Source organism: Microcystis sp. M109S1, from assembly GCF_020247025.1.
GTDB lineage: Bacteria > Cyanobacteriota > Cyanobacteriia > Cyanobacteriales > Microcystaceae > Microcystis.
Genome location: NZ_JADBRW010000151.1, coordinates 11,131 through 34,894 on the forward strand (window position 1 = coordinate 11,131; position 23,764 = coordinate 34,894).

Consider the following 23,764-nt stretch of genomic DNA (forward strand, 5'->3'; position numbering starts at 1 on the left):
TCGGCTGTCTAGCAATCAGATGCCTTGCAGCATTCTACATTAGTCTTACCGTTCACACAACTTGTAGAAAATCGTCAGTTCTTAGATTAAATCCTGTTTAAAAGATAGAGGAGATTGGGGAGAAACAATTGATAAGTAGTCTTGCAAAATAAATTTCCTAGTGAAGATAGGCACTCATGCAAGAGGCAAAAGGCAAAAGCTTTATCGAAATGTGTAACTAATTTTGCTTAGGTACTTAACTGGGTTTTTCAAGTTGGATTGGGAGTTAATCATAGTCTTAAAAACGGGTTTGGTATCACATCTCAAGGCAAACTTTTAACTCTTCGGCTAAAATCTGGACATGGGGTTCCACCATAATCGAGACATGATTTCCTAGGACGAAATGAATCTCAACTGGCTCTGTAGAAAATTCACTCCAGCCTAAAGAGGAATCCTCGCAATCTCCAGCTATTAAATCTTTATTTGGATCATCAGATAATTCCTCACTGGCCCGTATAATCGTAATTTTACCAGGATAAATCTGTTTAGGGAGATAATCAATCAGACATAAACAGCTAGTTTTATAGGCTTGGACAATTTTTTCAAGCTGCCTAGTTTCCGCATTGGGAGGAAGCATATTAGCCAGTTTAAAAAAGTTTAAGGCGTATTTTAATTGTTCCTCCACTGTTAAGAGTTGAAGAGTTTCATGGGAAATATCGATGGTTTTATCTAAATAAACTTCGATACCTTTGCTGACTTCAGCTAACCATCGCACATGATCCCAATTAATATAATCAAGCAAAATTTGTTTGTCTTTATAAGTGGGTGCTGAAGAATCAATGATTGCTAGTAATGCCACTTGTTGACCCTGATTAACCAACTGTTGAGCGATTTCAAAAGCCACATTACCACCGTAGGAATGTCCTCCCAAAAAGTAGGGTCCTTGGGGTTGTAAATCCTGCATGGCTTTAAGGTAAATACTGGCTATATCCTCAATACGAGTGATTTCTCCAAACTGTTGATAGAGATCATTTTCAAAACTATAGAAAGGTTGATCTTTTCCTAAATAACGTCCTAAATGGTAAAAATAAAATGGTCGTCCCCCGGCGCCTGGAACACAGAAGAAAGGTGGCTTTGAACCCTGGGGTTGAATGGGAACCAAACAAGACTGGTTAGAGGAATCTGAATCGGTTTGGATAATGGTCGCTAACTGTTCAATAGTTGGGTTTTGAAACAGTGTGGTTACGGCAATTTCCTTGCCTAACTGTTCTTTAATTTGGGTGATTAAATAAGGAGCTAAAAGGGAATGACCACCGAGGTCAAAAAAGTTATCCTGCACGCTAATTTTGTCAATCTTTAGCACTTTTGACCAGATTTGCACGAGGTTTAATTCTAACTGATTACGCGCTTCAATAAATCTGTCTGAATCACTGGTATTACTAGGAGCTTTTAACCCACGACGATCAATTTTTCCGTTAGCTGTTAAAGGCAAAAACTCCAGCAGCACAAAGGCACTCGGAACCATGTAACCAGGCAATTTATGGCTAAGAAATTGACGCAAATCGTCACTTGTTAGCTTTACTCCTAGCTTAGGCACAATATAGGCAACTAACTGTTTTTCCCCCGGATTATCTTCACGAACAATCACACAAGAAGACTGTACCATCTCATTGTGACTAAGTACCGCCTCAATTTCTCCCAATTCAATGCGGAAGCCGCGAATTTTTACTTGATTGTCAATCCGTCCTACATATTCAATATTACCATCGGGTAAATAACGCGCTAAATCTCCTGTTTTATAGAGACGAGAATCTGGGTAATTACTTAAAGGATTAGGGATAAATTTTTCTTGGGTTAATTCGGGACGGTTAAGATAACCTTTGGCTAATCCTGCACCAGCAATATGTAATTCTCCGACTACACCAATCGGGACAGGTTGGAGATAGTTATCTAAAATGTAAACCTGTGTGTTGGAGATTGGACAACCAATGGGAATTGACTTTATTGTTGCCTCTAGTTGTGTAGGAATAGGATAGCAACAGGTAAAAGTTGTACTTTCTGTTGGTCCATATCCATTAATAATTTGCGTCAATGGCAAAGTTTCCAGTGCTTTATGAACATGAGCAGCCGAAAGTGCTTCTCCACCAATTAGTAGCTGTTTAATTCCTGATAAAGCTTGGGAATTATTGTCAATAATCGTATTGAACAAAGCAGCCGTTAGCCATAAAATAGTAATGCCATGTTTGTCTATTGCATTTCTTAAACTTGTAGCGGTAGGAATATCTTCCGTAAAAATCACACATCTCGCACCATGTAATAAAGCACCCCAAATCTCAAAGGTAGAAGCGTCAAAAGCAATGGGAGCCATTTGTAAAAATCTTTGTGTTGCATCTAGATGTGCGTAATTTACGCCCAACAAAAGACGATTAACGCTACGATGAATAACCTCAACACCTTTAGGTTTACCTGTAGAACCAGAAGTATAAATGACGTAGGCTAAATTATCCGCAGAAACCGCGCTGTTAAGATTCTCCTGACTTGCTTGATTAATTTGTTGCCAATCTTTGTCTAAACAGACAACAATAGCCTGATGATTTGGCAAGGAAGTCTGTAAAGATTCGCAGGTTAATATTATTTTAACTTGGGTATCTTGGAGCATAAAGCTAATGCGTTCCTTGGGATAATCGGGGTCAATCGGAACATAAGCACCACCGACTTTAAGAATAGCTAATAATCCCACAATCATCTCTAAAGAACGTTCTAGACAAATCCCCACTAATTCCTTAGGTTTTACGCCTAATTTTTGCAGGTAATGAGCTAATTGATTAGCTCGATTATTTAATTCTGAATAGGTTAAGGATTCATGGTCAAAGACCACTGCTATATTATTAGGAGTCCGTTCTACTTGTTCTTCAAATAACTTATGAATACATTTGTTATTGGGATAATCTGTTTGAGTTTCGTTCCACAATGATAACAATTGATAACGTTCTTCATCACTTAACATCGGTAACTCAAAAATTCCCGTTTTGGGATTATCTGCGATCGCAGTTAAGAGATTCTGAAAATGTTGCCCCATTTGCTTAATAGTGCGAGCGGCAAACAAATCCGTACTATAACACCAAACCGCCTCTAACCTATCAGCAACCTCCCAAAAATTAACCTCTAAATCAAATCGCGCTTTAAGCTCAACAGATAAAGGCAAACTCTCCATCTTTAAGCCAGATAAACTTGCCTCAGATTGGGGAGTATTTTGCAGTGAGAACATTACCTGTATCAAAGGATTATGACTTAAATCTCGGTTTAATTGTAATTTTTCTACTAACATTTCAAAAGGCAAATCTTGATGGGCATAAGCTGATAAAGTCGTTTGCTTTACTCGTTCTAATAACTCCAGAAAACTCGGATTTCCCGACATATCACCCCTTAAAGCCAAAGTATTGGCAAAAAAGCCCATTAATTTCTCAATTGCCGAACTATTACGATTAGCGATGGGAGAACCCACCAAAACATCTAATTGACCACTATAACGAGAAATTAGGACAAAAAAAGCCGCCAGTAAAGTCATAAATAGTGTTGCTCCTGACTCCTGACTTAACCGTTTGAGGCGTTGCGTTAAGTCTTGATTCAGTCGAAAAACCTGCCCATCACCCCGGAAACTAGGAATTGGGGGACGGGGATAATCCGTCGGCAATTCTAAAATAGTAGGTGCATCTTGTAACTGTTTTTGCCAGTAATTAAGTTGACGTTCCAGGACTTCACCGGTGAGCCATTGACGTTGCCATACGGCAAAATCGGCGTATTGAATCGATAATTTAGCGAGAGGGGAAGGCAACCCCTGGACAAAGGCCGCATAAAGTTGAGATAATTCATCAAAGAAGATGCTCAAAGACCAACCATCGTAAATAATATGGTGCATCTTCAACAGCAATACATACTCTTGAGAACCCAGTTTAATTAACTTAAATTGGACTAATGATTCCTTGGCTAGATTAAAGGGTTTTAAGGAGAAAGCAATCGCTATTTCTTGCAGATGTTCTGTCTGTTCATTCTTTGATAAACCTTGTAAATCTTCCAGGGGTAAACTGACGGGTGAAGGGGGAGCAATGCGCTGAATGGGTTGCCCTTCTACCATGGGAAAAGTGGTTCTTAAAATTTCGTGACGGCGAATCAGTTCACTGAGACTTTGTTCTAAAGCTAATAGATTGAGGTTTCCTTCTAACCGCAAAGCTTCCAACAGATTATAGGAATGACTATCGGGAGAAAGTTGCTGCAGAAACCAGAGTCGTTGTTGAGCAAAAGAGAGGGGTAAATCCTGATCCCGTGACCCGGGAATAATCTCTAAATCAACAGTATTAGTTGGGATTTTTGCCGCCTTTAAAAAGTCCAAAATTTCAGTTTTTTGGGCAGCGATTTCTTCTTTAATTTCTGGGGTCATAACCCCTTTGGGAGCCTGAAAACGAAGTTTTTCGCCTTCCAGCCATAGTTTAATGTCTAAACCCTTTAAATAGGCTAAAAATTCTCCTACTTTCACTTACCAATTGCCTCCCAAAGTTGTTGTTTAATTAGGTCTAAATTACGAGGTTCACTCTTAGGAGCAAAAAGTCCATCAGATTCCCATTTACTAGCATTTAGACTAATTGCCCAGGCATTTAACCAAGAATTAGAGCTAACTTTTGGTAACATTTCTGGCATAGTATCTTCTAGAGCTAGGTGAAACATAACTTGAGCTACCTCCTCTAACAATTTTAAGCTACTGAGATAGTTTTCAATGATTTCTGACTCGGTTTGGTTGTATCTTAAATTTCGTGATCGCAGTTCCTCGACAAAAGGAATTGCTAAATAGTCAATAAATTCAAAATTAACCCGATGTAAAGATTGATTCGCCCAATCCTTAAATAACTGCTGCATTCGATAGGAAAGGGGGAAAAATTTGCTATTGATCTGTTGAACTTTCGTTCTAAATTCTTGGTCAAGGTAGATAGAATTAAACATCATCAAACCACTAAATGTCCAGCCTGACAACGTATCCCAGATAAATTTTGTTGCCATCACCATGCCATTACCCAGACAATTGTAGGCGTTTTGAATATTCAAGGTTACTCCATCGCTATAGCTTAGATAAAAGCAATTTGCATCTTTGACTTTTTCCTGCGTCAGTTTACCTTCTAGATCAAGGGTAATCAACTGAGTTGTTAAGGAATTACCAAAGCCAATATTATCGGTACCTGGAGAATAAAAAGGATCGGGAAATGTCCCTGCTTCACCGACACAAGCCCAACGATTGTAGGAAAATACTTGTTTAGATGAGTAGCTATATTTGGGCATTTTCCTAAAGTCTTCCGGTTTTTTATCGGCTAAGTGAAAAGCCAAAGTCGGCTCATTTTTCTGTAACCATTGGTAAGCCAGTTCGTAGTTATAATAATTCTTTAAAGGATGAATATCTTGGCGAGCGACAATACCAATACTGGTATGACCTGTGGATAGAGGAATTGTCCAAACCCAGTAACCTTCACCGCATAAATGATTGGTAGAATAGTAACGGTTTTTATTGGGAACACGATTATGCCATTTTTCTTCACTACTAGGGACAAAATCGCTGATATCAAAGCGACCCTCAATCCGAAACCAAACAGCACCAAATTGAGCATTATTAGGTTTATCTAAGCCTAATTTTTTTTGCAGAAAACGACGGCGACTCATTGCATCAACCACCCATCTAGCTTGAATGAGTTTAGTTTTTTTATGATTTCCTTTTTCTTGAGTATAAACAACTTTATGATGTTGCTGTAACCCAACGGCGAGTTCAATCTCATTAACTGAACAATTTTCGCGTAATTCTACTCCTGCTTCGAGATTAAAGGCGCGTAAATCATTCTCTAATTTACCCCGATCAATTTGATAGGAATTAGGAAGATGAAACTCTGATAAACCTAGTTCGGGTCTATCTTGAAAATGAGTAGCACTATTGTTAAAGAAATATCGCAATCCTAGTTTAACTAAATGTTGCTTTTCAAGGTAATCTGTTAATTGAAGCGTATTGGCTAAATAGAAAGCACCCACTTCAACTGTTGACTCTCCCACTTTAAAACTGGCTTCTGGTAAAGGACGAGCTATTTTATCGAGAACAATGACAGAAATATTCGGCTTTTGCAGTTTTAACTGTCTTGCTAAGGTTAAACCAGCTAATCCACCGCCACAAATGACGACATCATAAACTTCTGCTTCACTTAAATCCTCAGCTTTTTGGCGCAATAAAGCAATTAATTGCTCTTTCCGCTCTTTTAACTTTCCCAATAATTCTGGGGTCATTACTCCTTGGGGTGAACGATAGCGTAGTTTATCATTTTCAACCCATAGATTAATTTGTAAACTGTTGAGATAAGCTAAAAATTCAACTGTTTTCATAGTTCTCCTTCCTCATAATCTTCTAAGGTTTCAGTCATAGATGTTTCTCCCGGTGCAACGCTAAGAACTTCAATGATTTCGGCTAAATTAGCGATAGTTGGGTATTCCAGCAGATTTTGTAAAGACAATTCCACCGAGAAAAGATCGCGGGAACGAGAGATAACCTGAGTTGCTAACAAGGAATGTCCTCCCAATTCAAAGAAATTATCCTTAATTCCAATACGTTCGACTCCCAAAACTTCACTCCAAATTTGAGACATTTGAGTTTCAATCGGGGTACGAGGTGCTAGAAATCCCGTAGCCAAATTGCGCGTAGCTGTATCGGGTGTAGGCAAAGCTCGCCGATCTACTTTACCATTAGGAGTCAAAGGTAGGGTATTAAGCAAAACAAAAGCCTGGGGAACCATATAACTAGGTAGCTTTTGTTGGACAAATTCCCGCACCTGTGGCACCAACTTCTGGACTAATTTACCGTATAGGGGATTATTCGTATAATCAGTCCAGGATTTGGGAATAATCGTCCCATCATCCCAAAAATTGGGGTATGGTTGTTGATCAACTTTACTTATTATCGGTTCTAAGATGGCATTCTGGCGACAGAAAACTACATCGAAAGAACCATCTTGACTACCTTCCCACCAACTGAGATGAACAGTGTAACCTAACTGTTCTCCCAGTTGCCACATTTGCTCAGGATTAATCCCTATCCCGGTATTTTTTCCTAACAATTGCCGCAATTCTCCCACCGTTGTTACCCCAGGAGGATTTTCTAAACAGTCTAAAATTTGTAGCGCCTTTTGTAATCGTTGATTTGGCACATCCCTGATACCTAAATATTCTGGTTGTTCCAGTTTCAGTTTATCTTGTAGTTGCCCTAAAGAAAACCGATCTCGTTGCCAATTTAGCCAAGGAATTGTCGTTTTTTGAACATCAGTATCCAGATGTAAAGTAACATCATAGCGGAATTGGGTTAACTCATTTTGAGCCTGACCCCGTTTCGGTGCAATTTCTACCCAAGAAATTCGCGGAAAACGTTGTTTAAGAGCGATAAAGAACTGAGGTTCAATTAGCAATTCTTCTTCGGTAGCTACACTTTGATTCACCTGTTTTTGCCATTGTTCAAGGGGTTTATTAGCTTCAGCGCGAGCTAACTGTACCGCGGCGTGGTAAGGCTCTAGTAAGGGCAAACTACGGATATCACCTAAGAAAATTTGACCCTGATCCGCAATCGTCTTGACTGCTCCTGCGATAACTTGTAATAGATAATCGACACTAGGGAAATACTGAACAACAGAGTTAATTACTACTCGATCAAAAGTAGCTTGGGGAATACCGGTAAAATCATCGGCTGTTCGGTGTAATAATTTTACTTTGCCCTCTAAACCCTCAATTGTGCTACATAAATGTTCTAGGTTATTAATGGTAGCAGAGGAATAATCGGCTCCCCAATATTCCTGACAATGTTTCGCCACACGGAATAGCAATAATCCACTTCCGCAACCAATTTCTAATACTCGTTGCGGTGGTTGATTTCCTAAAATTCGGCTCACCGTCTGATCAACCCATTCCTGCATTTCTGCTGCCGGAATAGCTTGTCCAGTATAACTACTATTCCAACCACTAATATTAAAAGTGGGGTCCTCGGTTTGAGGTTGGGGTTTACTGTAGGATTCTTCGTAAATTTTTTGCCAATCACTAACATATTCACTCTGCCATTGAGCAAGCTGTTCAGGCAATACTTGATCCTTGAGAGCCGGAACTAAGTAGGCTACTAAATTAGTATTAAGCTGGTCATGATCATGATCACTTGTCTGATCAGCGCGAGCTATCACAACCGCTTCTTGTACTAGGGGATGTTGGCTCAAAACTGCTTCAATTTCCCCTAATTCGAGACGGAAACCCCTTACTTTAACCTGATTGTCAATTCGTCCCAGATATTCAATTCTTCCATCAGGTAAATAACGAGCTAAATCTCCTGTTTTGTATAATTTTGACCATTGATTGCCCCCCTTATTAAGGGGGGTTGGGGGGATCAGACCCTGCTCCTCAAAAGGACTAGGAATAAATTTCTCTTGTGTCAATTCTGGACGATTCAAATAACCTCTGGCTACCCCTGCTCCTCCGATGTGTAATTCCCCGGGTACACCAATAGGAACCGGTTGTAAATGAGAATCTAAAATATAAACTTGGACATAAGGAATTGGCCGACCAATAGTTATTTTTTCATCAACCGGCGTACATTTAGCTATCGTTGCACAAACACTTCCCTCCGTTGGGCCATAACCATTAAAGAAATTTCGTCCTTGTGACCATTTTTTCACCAATTCAGGAGAACAGGCTTCCCCTGCAACAATAATAGTTTGCAGAGAGGAAAGATTGTCCCACGGTAGCACTGCTAAAGCTGATGGCGGTAGAGTAATATGAGTAATCTTATTATCTCGTAATTGCTTGATTAAGGGTAGGCCGGGCATTAAATTGTCTTTATTTGCCAAATAAAGTGTAGCGCCTGCTCCCAAAGCCATCAAAACTTCTGAAATACAGGCATCAAAACTAAAAGAAGCAAATTGAAGCACTCGACTCTGAGAAGACACAGCAAAAGTATCAATTTGTGCTAGAGCAAGGTTACACAAACCCTGATGTTCAACCATCACCCCTTTAGGTTTACCCGTAGAACCAGAAGTATAAATCACATTAGCTAAATTAGAAGCTGTCACTTTCCCTGTCAAATTATCCCGGTTCATTGGTTTAATTTCTTCCCAAGTTTCAGCTAAAAATACAGTTTTAGCTTGATGATTAGGGAGTTTATCAATCAGTGAACTTTGGGTTAGTAATAAGGGTACTTGACTATCCTCTAACATAAATTGTAGGCGTTCTTGAGGATATTCGGGGTCAAGGGGGAGATAGGCCCCACCTGCTTTAAGGATGCCAAATAATGCCACAATCATGTCTAAAGAGCGCTCTACACATAAACCGACTATTACCTCGGTTTCTACGCCTAAAGAGCGTAAATAGTGAGCTAGTTGATTGGCCCGACTATTTAATTCTGCATACGTCAACTGTTGACTTTCAAAAACTACTGCTACTGCATCAGGGGTACGCTCTGCTTGTTCCTCGATCAATTGATGAATACACTTGTTATAGGAGTAATCAGCTTTTGTCTCATTCCACCCTTCTAATAGTTGATAATTTTCCTCTGGAGTTAATAAGGGAAGCAAGGCCACTGATTGCTGGGTATTTTCCACAATTGCCGCTAATAAATTCTTAAAATGATTCATCATACGGACAATAGTTTCAGCAGCAAATAAATCCCTGTTATAAGAGCAAAAACCGCCCAATCCTTCCGGTGCATCCCACAGGTAAACTTCTAGGTCAACCCTGACTGAATCAAGTCCCGATGGTATCTCCTCAATGTTTAGTCCGGGTAAATCCCAGGGAGAACTAGGAGCATTCTGAAGGGCAAAAACTATCTGTGTTAAAGGATTACGATCTAAATGACGCTCAATTTGTAATTTTTCGACTAACATCTCGAAGGGTAAATCTTGATGGTCGTAAGCGTCTTGAGTCGTTTGTCTGACTTGCGTGAGAAAATCCTCAAAGTTCGGGTCTTGAGATAAATCAAATCTTAACACTAAAGTATTGACAAAAAAGCCGATTAACCCTTCAATTTCGGTGCGGTTACGATTAGCAATTGGTGAACCAATTACCACATCTGTTTGTTGACTATAACGAGATAGTAACACAGCAAAACCCGCTAGTAATGTCATAAAGAGAGTGCTACCGGACTCTTGACTGAGTTTTTTCAATTGTTGCGTTAGTTGACTATCTAGTTGCAGTCGCTCCGTCCCACCGCGAAAACTTTGGATTGCTGGCCGGGGACGGTCTGTGGGAAGTTGGTGTAGTAGGGGAACCCCAGTTAATTGTTGCTTCCAGTAGCTTAATTGACGGTCTAATACTTCATTGGTTAACCATTGACGCTGCCACACGGCAAAGTCAGCATACTGTATTGATAAATCAGGTAAATCTGCTTTTGTCCCGGTGCAGAAACTTCGATAATAGGCTGATAATTCGTCGATTAAAACACCTACTGACCAACCATCGGCTGCGATATGATGAATGGCTAATAATAGGACATATTCATCTGTCTTGACTTGCCATAATTTGACTCGTAATACTGAACCATTAGCTAAATCAAAGGGTTCGGAGGCCGCTTCTATCAACAGTTGCTCTACTTGCAGAGGCTGGCTTTGTACTACGGGTAAGGTAAAGTTGACATTGGATGCGATCGCTTGTATTGGTTGATTATCTTTGAGTTTAAACTGAGTCCGTAGGGGTTCATGGCGTTGAATAATTGCTTGGAAAGCTTTTTCTAAGGCTTTAATATTGAGATTTCCGCGCAAACGCATCGTTAAATCAATAGTATAAGCACCACTTTCTCCTTCTAATTGATTCACAAACCAGAGACGTTCTTGCGCCCAGGATAAGGGAATATCATCCTCTCGATTAACGGGTACAATTGATGGTAGCTTTAACCCTAAACCTGTTTGCAGTTCTTTTAAAATTACCGCACTTAACTGAGCAATGGTTGGGGATTCAAACAGATAACGTAGGGGTAAAGCAATTTCAAAAGCTTCCTGACACCGAGAGATAACCTGGGTAGCTAAGAGGGAATGTCCCCCCAGTTCAAAGAAATTATCCTCAATACTGACTCGTTCTAATTTCAGTACCTCGGCCCAAATCTGCGCTATTTTTTCTTCAATGGGATTACGGGGAGCGATATATTCACCTTGGCTCTGTAAATCGGGAACAGGTAAAGCACGACGGTCGATTTTGCCATTAGGAGTTAAGGGGAAAGTATCAAGCAAAACAAAAGCCGTTGGGACCATATAATCAGGTAATTTTGCTCGCAAAAATTGCCGTATTTCGTTAATTGTCAGGTTGATTTCGGGTTGCAGTACAACGTAAGCAACTAGACGTTTATCCCCTAGATTATCTTCACGAACAATCACACAAGAAGACTGTACCGCCTGATTTTGACTAAGTACAGCCTCAATTTCTCCCAATTCAATACGGAAGCCGCGAATTTTTACTTGATTGTCAATCCGTCCTACATATTCAATATTACCATCAGGTAAATAACGCGCTAAGTCTCCCGTTTTATATAATTTACTCTTTCCTGTTTTGTCAAAGGGGTTAGCAATAAATTTTTCTTGGGTTAATTCGGGACGGTTAAGATAACCTTTGGCTAATCCTGCACCAGCAATATGTAATTCTCCTACTACACCAATCGGGACAGGTTGCAGATTTTTATCCAGCAAATAGATTTGGGTATTGGCAATCGCTTTGCCAATGGGAATAGTTGTCGCTGTAGAAGCTACTTTTTCCACTAAATACCAGCAAGAAAACGTTGTATTTTCCGTTGGTCCATAGACATGAAGCAACCGTTGTGGCGCACCTTTTTCTAGTACCTCTTCTACCCATTTTGGTTCAACTGCTTCACCCCCAAATAGTAAGCAGCGTAAGTTACTAAAAGCTTGGGGAACTAAATTGGCTAACTGATTAAAAAGTGCTGTGGTTAAAAATAAGACACTAATCTGATTTTCCTTTAAGCTTAGTGCCAATTCTTGGGGTGAGAGCAAAACTGATTTAGCGATAATAATAATCTTAGCACCGTTAAGTAAAGCCCCCCAAATTTCAAAAGTAGCGGCATCAAAAGCAATATTAGACGCTTGCACAACGCGGTCATCAGGAGTAAACTGGATGTAGTTGGTATTTAATACCAGTCGATTAACTGCCTGATGAGTGACGATAACACCCTTGGGTATTCCTGTAGAACCAGAAGTATAAATGACGTAGGCTAAATTATCCGCAGAAACTGTGCTGTTAAGATTCTCCTGACTTGCTTGATTAATTTGTTGCCAATCTTTATCTAAACAGACAACAATAGCCTGATGATTTGGCAAGGAAGTCTCTAAAGATTCGCAGGTTAACAGTATTTTAACCTGGGTATCTTGGAGCATAAAGCTAATGCGTTCTTGGGGATAATCGGGGTCAATCGGAACATAAGCTCCACCGACTTTAAGAATAGCTAATAATCCCACAATCATCTCTAAAGAACGTTCTAGACAAATCCCCACTAATTCCTTAGGTTTTACTCCTAATTTTTGCAAATAATGGGCTAATTGATTAGCACGACAATTTAACTCATTGTAGGTTAATTGTTGGTTGTCAAAGACTACGGCAATTGCATCGGGAGTCCTTTTTACCTGTTCCTCAAATAATTGATGAATACACTTATACTCAGGATAGTCAACTTGAGTATTGTTCCACTCAATTAATAACTGATTAGTTTCGCTTTCTGTCAATAAGGGTAATTGGGAAATCCGCTCTTGAGGATTGGCTACAATCCCCTCTAATAAGTTAATAAAATGCCATGATAGTCGTTCAATAGTGCTACTGTCAAACAAATCAGTATTATATTCCCAGACACCTTTTAAGCCATCATCCATGTTAACCATGGCTAAGGTTAAATCAAATTTAGCTGTGGTATTTTCCGGTGGCAAATCTGTCACCGTTAATCCCGTCATTGCAATCTCAGACTTGGGTGTATTTTGCAGTACAAAAGCGACTTGAAATAGGGGAGTATGGCTCAAATCCCGTTCCGGTTGCAACGCTTCGACTAACATTTCAAAGGGTAAGTCTTGATGCGCGTAAGCATCCATGGTCACTTCCCGAACACGGGTTAATAACTGACTAAAACTCGGATTATCTGATAAATCCGTCCGCATCACTAAAGTATTCACAAAGAAGCCGATTAAACCCTCAATTTCGCTGCGATTACGGTTAGCAATGGGAGTTCCTACTAAAATATCACCGGAACCTGTATAACGATACAGTAAAGCATCAAAAGCAGCCAACAGCGTCATAAATAATGTCACCCCTTGTTGGTGACTCAATTCAGTCAAAGCTTGGCTAAGTTTGGGGGAAAGGGAAAATTCTTGCTGAGTACCGACAAAGCTTTGCACCGCAGGTCGAGGATGGTCTGTGGGAAGAGATAATAAAGGGGGTGCAGCTGTTAGTTGATTTTGCCAGTAATTTAATTGACTTTGCAGGACATCCCCTTGTAACCATTGTTTTTGCCAGAGTGCAAAATCTCCATACTGAATCGGTAAGGGAGCTAAATTTGCGGGTTGATTCTGCACATAAGCATTATATAAGCTGGTCAATTCGTGAATCAACACTTCGATTGACCAACCATCACTAATAATGTGGTGCATACACACTAACAAGAGATGTTCCGTCTCAGATAGCACCACTAAAGTGATTCTGATTAAGGATTCTTTGGCTAAATCAAAGGGTTGAGTCGCTTGTTTTTGCTTTAATTGCTGTGTTTTTTCTGCTTGTTCATGGATGGGTAAATCTTGTAAATCAACGACCGATATTGTCTCCCTTGTTGTTTGAATAACCTGAGTCGGTTGTCCATCAATCGTGACAAAATTAGTCCGTAATACTTCATGGCGATCGCAAATTTCTTGTAAACTTTGTTCTAAGGCCTTTTGATTGAGGTTGCCTCGGAAATGCAACACCATCGGTATATTATATAAAGCGCTATTTGGTTGCAATTGATCTAAAAACCATAAACGCTGTTGAGCAAAAGATAGAGGTAATTCTGTATCCTTAGTTCTCGGTAAAATGGGGGGTAATGTTAGAGTGAGATTTTGCTGCTGTAGTTGTCCAATAAGATGCGCTAATTCGGCTACCGTAGCTGCACCAAATAAACTCCGCAAAGGTAGTTCTATTTTAAATAAACTCCGAATCCGCGAGACTAATTGAGTTGCGAGGAGAGAATGGCCGCCAATTTCAAAGAAATTATCATAAATTCCCACTTGCTCTACTTTGAGTATTTCTGTCCAAATTTGCACCAACATCTCTTCAATTCCATTGCGTGGTGCTACATATTGATCCCGGCGATTCCCTATCTTATCTGGTGCGGGTAAAGCGCGACGATCTACCTTACGATTAGTAGTAAGGGGTAAAGATTCCAGAAAAACAAAAGCTTGAGGAACCATATATAGAGGCAATTTACTGGACAGAAACTGACGCAGTTCACTAATCATCGGTATCCGTTCGTAATGAGCTACTATGTAGGCGACTAAATATTTATCCCCCGGAGTATCTTCGCGAATAATCACACAAGATGTTTGTACATCAATATTTTGGTTAAGTACCGCTTCAATTTCTCCTAACTCAATACGGAATCCGCGAATTTTAACCTGATTGTCAATCCGGCCAAAACATTCAATATTACCATCGGGTAAATAACGCGCTAAATCTCCCGTTTTATACAACCGATTGAAAGCTGCATTAGCAAAGGGATTGTTAATAAATTTTTCAGCAGTTAATTCGGGACGATTCAGATAACCCCGCGCTAAACGAACACCGCATAAATGCAATTCTCCCTTAACTCCAATGGGTACAGGTTGCAGATTTTGATCCAGGATATATGCTTTTGTGTTAGCAATGGGACGACCAATCAGCACCGAATTGATTTTCTCTGACTGATAATCTAGCAAGTCATGAACTATGGCGGTTACAGACGCTTCTGTGGGTCCATAGACGTTGATACATTGAACCCGTTTTCCGACCATTTGTCGCCAAATATTGACGGTTTCTGGTAACACTGCATCCCCTCCCACAGCGACAACCCGCAGACTGGATGGTACAGTAGCTAATGATTGGGAAACGGCGAGCGCCCATTCATGCCAATAGGCGGGGGTAATATTTAAAACGGTGAGCCTTTCTTGTTCGATAAAATTGGCAAAATCAGTCAAAGTTGCAAACATTTGCCCTGGTCTTAAAACCACTGTGCCACCTTTTAACCAGGTGGGAAAAATTTCTTCCGCAGCGACATCAAAACCAAAGGAAGCAAACTGTAAAACGCGATCAGATTCTGTTAAACCGAATACTTCACTAATGCCCCAACTATGATTAACTAAGGCTGCGTGAGTTAACATCACTCCTTTAGGTTTACCCGTTGAACCAGATGTATATAATAGGCATAGTAGATTTTCTGAAACCACTTCACTGAGGGGATTTTCTGGACTTTGAACTGTCAATATCTCCGCTAATTTATCTAAGACAATTACCCCCACATCTTCTACGGGCAAAGAATCGAGTAAACTTTCTTGAGTTAGCAGTAGAGAAATTTGGGCATCTTCTGCCATGTAAGTCAACCGTTGCTTGGGATAATCTGGGTCTAAAGGTAGATAGGCTCCTCCAGCTTTGAGAACTGCCAATAATCCGACAATAACTAACAGCGACCGCTCTAGATAAATGCCAACTAAAACTTCTGAATTTACTCCCAAAGATTGTAAATAATGAGCTAATTGATTTGCCTGAATATTTAATTCTTGATAGGTTAATTCTTGACCTTCAAATACCACTGCTACTGCATCCGGTGTTCTGGCTGCTTGTTCTTCAAATAAATGATGAACACACTGATGGAAAGGATATTCTTTTTCGGTGGCATTCCAGTCTTGTAATAATTCTTTTGCCTCTACTTCAGTTAATAGTGGTAGTTGGAAAATTTGCTGTTGTGGATTAACAACCAATGCTTCTAGTAAGGTGATGAAATTTCCTGTTAATCGCTCAATGGTACTGCGATCAAATAAATCGGTATTATATTCCCATACCCCTTGTAATCCTGCACCGGTATTCTCCATAGCCAGGGTTAGATCAAATTTGGCGGTGTCATTTTCTGTGGTGAGGGGAGTGGCAGTTAATCCTGTTAGTTCTAAGGGAGACGGAGGACTATTTTGCAGCAGAAAATCCACTTGAAATAAAGGCGCATGACTTAAATCTCGTTCAGGTTGTAGGACTTCTACTAACATTTCAAAAGGCAAATCCTGATGAGCATAGGCATCCATTGCCATTTCCCGCACTCGACCCAATAACTGATTAAAATTGGGTTTACCTGACAAGTCAATTCGCAAGACCAAAGTATTGACAAAAAAGCCGATTAAACCTTCAATTTCCCTGCGATTACGGTTAGCAATGGGAGTACCAATTAAGATGTCTTCCTGTTCTGTATAACGGTAAAGTAAGACAGCATAAGCTGTTAGCAGGGTCATAAATAAGGTGACACCCTGTTCCTGGGTTAATTGGGTCAGTTTTTCGGTTAATTCTAGGGAAAGGCTAAAAGGTAGATGTCCCCCAGCAAAACTTTGTTGATTGGGTCGAGGTCTATCTGTTGGTAAAGATAGAAGGGCCGGTGCGTCTGCTAACTGTTTTTGCCAGTAGTCTAGTTGCTGTTGCAATACCTCTCCCTGCAGCCATTGTCTTTGCCAAAGGGTAAAATCTCCATACTGGATAGATAGGGTATTTAGAGGCGAAGATAAACCCTGAATATAGGCATTATAGAGGGCGGTTAGTTCCTGAAGAAATACTCCCATTGACCAGCCATCACTGACAATGTGGTGCATACAGACTAATAAGAGGTGTTCCGTTTCAGATAACACCACTAAAGTGATTCTGATTAAGGGTTCACTTGCTAAGTCAAAGGGTTGAATCGCTTGGTTTTGTGTTAACTCTTGGGAGGCAATTACTTTTTCACTGCTAGATAAATGCTGTAAATCAACTACCGTAACTGTCCAGGTTCGTGTTTGTATAATCTGGGTAGCGATACCATCAACGGTAATAAAGTTGGTGCGTAAAGCTTCGTGGCGATCGCAAATTTCTTCTAAACTCTGGATTAAGATTTGTGAGTTTAAAGTTCCCTCTAAACGCAAGGCTAGGGGGATATTATAAAAAGAACTATTCGACTCAAATTCAGCCAAAAACCAAAGACGAGTCTGAGCAAAAGATAAGGGTAATTCTGCTGCTTTGTCCCTGGGTAAAATCGGCAGTTCAGTAATTTGTTCTTGCTGCGAAATACGTTTTATTACCTGTGCTAATTCGGCGATTGTCTGTGCAACAAATAACTCCCGTAAGGGCATTTCTACCTGAAAAGCCTCACGGATGCGCGAAATTAGTTGAGTTGCTAATAATGAATGTCCACCCAACTCAAAGAAGTTGTCGTGAATCCCCACCTGTGCAACTTTTAACACTTTTGCCCAAATCGAGGATAATATCTCCTCAATCGGGTTACGCGGCGCGATATACTGCTCTTGGCTTTGGAATTCGGGAGTCGGTAAAGCACGGTAATCAGTCTTACCATTAGGCGTTAAGGGTAGGGATTCCAAAATAACAAAAGCACTAGGAATCATATACTCTGGTAACTTAGCTTTCAGGAATTGCCGCAGTTCAGTAACATTAAGCGAATTTTCCTCTTTTTGGGGGGAAATAATCTCTACTTGGGGAATAATATAGGCGACTAAACGTTTCTGATTTGTCTCATCTTCCCAGGCAATAACAACAGCCGTTTTTACCGCACTGTGCTGACTAAGAACAGTTTCAATTTCCCCCAATTCAATGCGGAAACCGCGAATTTTTACTTGATTGTCAATCCGTCCTAAATACTCAATATTACCATCGGGTAAATACCGACATAAATCCCCAGTTTTATATAGACGTTCCCCTTGTAACTGTCCCCCATTCTCTAAATAAATAAATTTCTCTTGAGTTAATTCGGGACGATTAAAATAACCCCTAGCTAACCCGACACCGCCAATATGTAATTCTCCGGCTACCCCCACAGGAACAGGTTGTAAGAAAGCATCAAGAATATAAACCTGAGTATTACTGAGGGGTCGCCCAATGGGAACATTGGTTATAGTTGGTGAAGTAAATTCGGAGAAAGTCGCCGCAATGGTTGCTTCTGTTGGTCCGTAACCATTGAATAGTCGAGGAAGAGGGGAATATTGACCCGTAATTGTTTGCCATTGCTGTACTTTTGCCGGTTGAATGGCTTCCCCGCCAATGAAAATTACTTTAATCTTTGAGAGAATTGGCAGGGTATCAGGGGTTAATTCAGAGGCTAATTGATGCCAATAGGCAGTAGGAAGACTCAAAACTGTTAATTGCCATTTTTGACAACATTGCCAAAAATCCTCACTAGAGCGCAACATATCTTCTGTTCGCAATACCAAGGTCGCACCCGATAACAAACTAACAAAGATTTCTTCAACGGAAACATCAAAGCAGATAGAAGAAAATTGTAGAATTCGATCATCTGCTGTAATACCATACTCTCGAATAAGAGTCAGGATATAGTTGACTACTGAGCGATGTTCAATCATTACCCCTTTGGGTTGACCTGTGGAGCCAGAGGTGTAGATAATATAGGCTAAATTGTGCTGCTCAACTGCTACCAAAGGTTTAACTGTACTCTGTTTGGCGATTATTGACCAGTCTTGATCTAAACAGATAGTGTTCGGTGGAAATTGGGGAAGTTGCTCAACAAATTTAGATTGGGTCAAGAGAATACTAAGTTGAGTATCTTCAAGAAGATAGGCAATTCGCTCTGGGGGATAATCAATATCTAAAGGAATATATGCTCCCCCAGCTTTAATTATTCCCAGGATTCCGATGATCATATCTAGGGAACGTTCAACAAAAATCCCGACTAAACTATCAGCTTTTACTCCCAAAGATTGTAGGTAATGTGCCAATTGATTAGCACGATTATTTAATTCTTGATAGGTAAAAAATTCATTTTCTAATTTAACTGCGATCGCTTGTGGATTCTGTTTTACTTGTTGTTCAAACAACTGATGCAGACACAAATCATTTTTGTAGTCAATTTCAGTCTGATTCCAAGTAAATAATAACTGATTACTCTCACTTTCTGTTAGTAATGGTAATTGACTAATTACTTGTTCTGGATTAGCAATAATCCCGGTTAATAGGTTAACAAAATGCCCTGATAGTTGCTCAATTGTGCTTTGATTAAATAAATCTGTATTATATTCCCAAATTGCAGTTAATCCAGCTTCTTTTACCTGTATAGATAAACTTAAATCAAACTTAGCCGTCTTAGATTCTAAAGGCTGAATAGTAGCTTTTATTCCCTCTAAATCTATTTGATTGAGAACTTGAGTATCTAGGCCAAACATTACCTGAAATAAAGGAGTATAACTCATATTTCTTTCAGGTTGTATGGCCTCTACTAACATCTCAAAAGGTAAATCTTGATGGTCGTAAGCATCCGTTGCTGTCTCTCGTACCTGTTTTAATAACTCGGTAAAACTGGGATTTCCTGCTAAATCTGTTCTTAAGACTAAGGTATTGACAAAAAAGCCGATCAACCCATTCAGTTCACTACGAGTACGGTTGGCGATGGGAGTACCAACCAAAATATCTGTTTGTCCCGTATAGCGATAGAGTAGTACCTTAAATGCGGTCAGGAGGGTCATAAATAAGGTGACACCTTGTTCACGACTCAGCCTATTTAACCCCTGACTAAGTTCTGGGGAAAGAATACCATTGATCCGATCTCCCTCAAAACGTTGTTCCGGAGGCCTTGGACGATCTGTCGGTAGATGTAATAAGGCGGGTGCTGCTGCTAACTGTTTTTGCCAGTAATTTAACTGATTTTGTCGGATTTCTCCCTGTAAATACTCCCTCTGCCAAATTGCAAAGTCGGCATACTGGATCGGTAACTCTGGTAAAAGAGGCTCTAAACCTTTAGTATAGGCATTATAAAGGGTTGTCAATTCCTCAATAAATACCCCCATTGACCAACCATCAGAGACAATATGGTGCAGACAAATCAGCAAGAAATATTCTGTGTCTGATAACTTGAGTAGGGTGGCTCTAATTAGGGAGTCATTGGCTAAATCAAAGGGTTGATGGCTGTGAATTTCTAGCCATTTTTTTATTTCCTGCTCTTCTCGATATTTTGGGCTGTCTTTCCCATTGACAAGCGTTAATTTCCAATTGCTTTCTGGTTTGATTATTTGTACAGGATTTCCTTCAATAGTCGTGAAATTGGTGCGGAGGGCTTCATGACGTTGAATAATTTTTTGTAAACTTTTTTCGAGGATATCTGCCTGAAGATCCCCCGCTAAATGCAAGGCAAGAGGAACGTTATAGAAAGAACTGTTGGGTTCTAATTGATCTAGGAACCATAAACGCTGTTGGGCATAAGATAGGGGTAATTCTTCAAAATTCATTTTCTTTTTCTTGGTAAAATGGTGGGAACAGGGGAATCCGGTGTTTGCTGTTTTAACTGTTCAATCCCTTGGGCTAATTCAGCGAGGGTTGCTGTGTTGAATAACTGACGTAGGGGAAGCTCAATTTTCAGGCGATCGCGGATCTGTGCTACTAATTTAGTGGCTAGTAGGGAATGTCCTCCCAGTTCAAAGAAGTTATCATTGATGCCCACTTTCTCTACTTTTAGAATTTCTGACCAAACATTTACTAATATATCCTCAATCGGGTTACGCGGCGCAACATATTTTTCTGATGGTTCGCTACTAGATTCTGATGGGGGTAAAGCACGACGGTCTATTTTACCATTAGCAGTAAGGGGTAAGGCATCTAAAATAACGAAAGCATTAGGAACCATGTAACTGGGTAATTTAGCTTTCAGAAATTGCCGTATTTCGTTAATGGTAATCGTTTTTTCCGATTGTGGCACAATGTATGCCACAAGACGTTTATCTCCTGTTGTATCATCCCTCACTATTACTACTGTTTCCCAAATCTGGGGATGAGATGCTAATAATGCTTCGATTTCCCCCAACTCAATCCGAAAACCCCGAATCTTAACTTGATTGTCAATGCGTCCTAAATATTCTAATTCTCCCTTAGGTAAATAACGCGCTAAGTCTCCCGTTTTATACAATTTGTTGGAATTTTCAAAAGGACTAGGAATAAACCTTTCTGTTGTTAATTCAGGACGATTGAGATAACCTTTTGTTACTCCTGCACCCCCCACATACATCTCCCCGGGTACACCAACCGGTACAAGTTGTAAATATTGGTCTAGTAAATATACCTGTAAGTCGGGAATGGGACAACCAATCACACTAGCTGTACTATCCAAGTCGGTCATACTTAATGGTCGATAGGTGACATGAACGGTAGTTTCCGTAATTCCGTACATATTAACTAATTGGGGGCATTGGTCGCCATGTCGGTTAAACCAAGGCTGTAAACTGTTAATTTCTAAAGCTTCTCCTCCAAAAATAACTAAACGTAAGCTTAAATCGTTATCTGTTGTCGATGAACGATCCCCCCTAACCCCCCTTGATAAGGGGGGAAAACTTCCTTTTAAGGATTCTTCAACTTGAATTAACTGACGGAAAGCGGTAGGAGTTTGATTGAGAATTGTGACTTTTTCTTGACATAATAGCTGATAAAATGCTTCGGGAGAACGCGTCACTAAGTAGGGGACAACTACTAAGCATCCACCATATAACAAAGCTCCCCACATTTCCCACACCGAAAAGTCAAAAGCGTAGGAATGAAATAGACTCCAGACATCTTGACTATTAAAATTATACCAAGCATCTGTAGCGGCAAATAATCGCACGACATTGGAGTGATTGACTAACACCCCTTTCGGTTTACCTGTGGAACCGGAAGTGTAGATAACATAAGCTAAGTTATCTGGGGTGACGGTGTTTTCTAGATTTGAATGGCTGTTTTCGGCAATTTTTTCCCAGTCGGTATCTAAATAAATAATCTGCGCTTGATGTTGAGGTAGAGTTTCTCCTAGCTTTTGTTGCGTTAACAGCACTGATAATTGAGCATCTTCTAACATGAAGCTTAACCGTTCAATCGGATATTCAGGGTCAAGAGGAACATAAGCACCACCCGCTTTTAATATCCCCAATAAACCCACAATCATCTCTAAAGAACGTTCAAGACAAATCCCCACTAATTGATCAGGTTTTACTCCCAAAGACTGTAAATAATGTGCTAAATGATTAGCTCGATTATTTAATTCATTGTAGGTTAATTGTTGATCTGAATATACAACTGCTACCGCTTCGGGTGTGCGTTTTACCTGCTCTTCAAATAACTGATGAAGACACTTAGTAACTGGGTAATCAACCTGCGGATTATGACCGTCTATTAATAATTGATTTTTCTCAAATTCTGTCAGCAGAGGTAATTGAGAAACTCGCGCCTCTGGATTGGCGACAATTCCCTCCAGTAAGGTTTGAAAATGCCCCAATAGGCGAGTAATTGTCCCATCATCAAATCGGTTAGTATCATAGCTAATTCGCACCTGTAATTGCTCCCCAGGGAGCGCAATTAATGTTAGAGGATAATTAGTTTGTTGAGAAACCTGAATATTTTCCAGATAAAAACTATCATTACCTAAGACCGCAGTAGCGTCAACTGGATAATTTTCAAAAACAACTATACTGTCAAATAAAGATGCACTTCTAGGGATTTCACTCCAAGTTTGAATCTCTGCTAATGAACTATATGAGTATTGATTAGACTCAACTAACTGAGCTTGTAAATCTTTCAATAAAGTCAGTGCTGAGGTGTCCGGTTTAACTTGGATTCGCATGGGCAAGGTATTAATAAATAATCCCACCATTGCTTCAATACCAGCAATAGATGTCTCACGACCAGATACAGTCGCACCAAATACTATGTCTGTTTCTTGGCTATAGCGCGATAGCAATAATCCCCAAGTTGCTTGCACTAAATTATTCAGTGTCAAGCGATTTTTCCTAACAAAAGACTGGCAGGCGGCTGTGGTTGAAGCGGGGAACTGAATTTGCTGTTTTTTATAGACGTTGCTATTTTTAGAATTTGATGATCTTTCTATTACCAAAGGAGTAGGAGCAGTAAAACCTTGCAGTTTTTGTTGCCAAAATTCCTCGGCTGGTTTTTGTTCCTGTTGCTGTAGCCAAGCAATATATTGGCGATAGCTGACAACAGGTTGATCAGTGCTAATCTGATTTTGAGAAATTTCTTGATAAATCTTTAAAAAATCTTTAATCACTAAAGATAAAGACCAACCATCAAGTAATAAATGATGACTACTCCAAACAAATTGATAGGTATTTTTATCCAACTTGATCAGATTTAGGCGCATTAATGGAGCTTCAGACAATTCTAGGGATTTTTGCTGATCACTCTCCAAAAAAACTGCTAATTCCTGTTCTTGCTGTTGTGCGGTTAAATGTTGCCAATCATAAGTAGCGACTCTCACAGTTACTTGTCGATAGACTACTTGTACAGGTTGGCTCAATGCTTCCCAAATAAAAGCTGTACGGAAAACGACATACTTTTCTACTAACCTTTGCCAAGCTTGCTCAAATATTGTTGTATCGACATTGCCCTTTAAATTACAACTGAATTGGACGAAATATACATCTGCATCTGGCTCATACAAGCTATGAAACAACATCCCCTGTTGCATCGGCGATAGGGGATAAATATCGGCTACATTTTGTCTATTTGTGCTATTCAT

Annotated in this window: 4 protein-coding genes; all 4 read right to left on the reverse strand. The window is 39.9% G+C overall.

Annotation, left to right across the window (positions count from 1 at the left end; genetic code table 11):
- Window positions 1-295 precede the first annotated feature (295 nt).
- The 4 genes from IM322_RS07245 to IM322_RS07260 are packed head-to-tail and all read right to left on the reverse strand — an operon-like array spanning window position 296 to window position 23,764.
- On the reverse strand, window positions 296-4,513 hold the full coding sequence (locus tag IM322_RS07245; protein WP_287699172.1) for a non-ribosomal peptide synthetase: 4,218 nt from the start codon (window positions 4,511-4,513) through the stop codon (window positions 296-298).
- Window positions 4,510-6,387 (reverse strand): TubC N-terminal docking domain-related protein, encoded by a 1,878-nt coding sequence (locus tag IM322_RS07250; RefSeq protein ID WP_002777035.1) that lies wholly within the window; start codon window positions 6,385-6,387, stop codon window positions 4,510-4,512. The genes IM322_RS07245 and IM322_RS07250 overlap by 4 nt, the downstream gene beginning before the upstream one ends.
- On the reverse strand, window positions 6,384-20,495 hold the full coding sequence (locus tag IM322_RS07255; protein WP_287699171.1) for a non-ribosomal peptide synthase/polyketide synthase: 14,112 nt from the start codon (window positions 20,493-20,495) through the stop codon (window positions 6,384-6,386). Before IM322_RS07255 ends, IM322_RS07250 begins: the two co-directional genes overlap by 4 nt.
- Complete coding sequence (locus IM322_RS07260; RefSeq protein ID WP_287672353.1) at window positions 20,492-23,764, reverse strand: non-ribosomal peptide synthetase; 3,273 nt, start codon at window positions 23,762-23,764, stop codon at window positions 20,492-20,494. The genes IM322_RS07255 and IM322_RS07260 overlap by 4 nt, the downstream gene beginning before the upstream one ends.

Bases quoted from the DNA above. Each gene is read 5' to 3' on its own strand.
- IM322_RS07250 (WP_002777035.1), bottom strand. From the start codon at position 6,387: ATGAAAACAGTTGAATTTTTAGCTTATCTCAACAGTTTACAAATTAAT.
- IM322_RS07255 (WP_287699171.1), bottom strand. From the start codon at position 20,495: ATGAATTTTGAAGAATTACCCCTATCTTATGCCCAACAGCGTTTATGG.
- IM322_RS07260 (WP_287672353.1), bottom strand. From the start codon at position 23,764: ATGAATAGCACAAATAGACAAAATGTAGCCGATATTTATCCCCTATCG.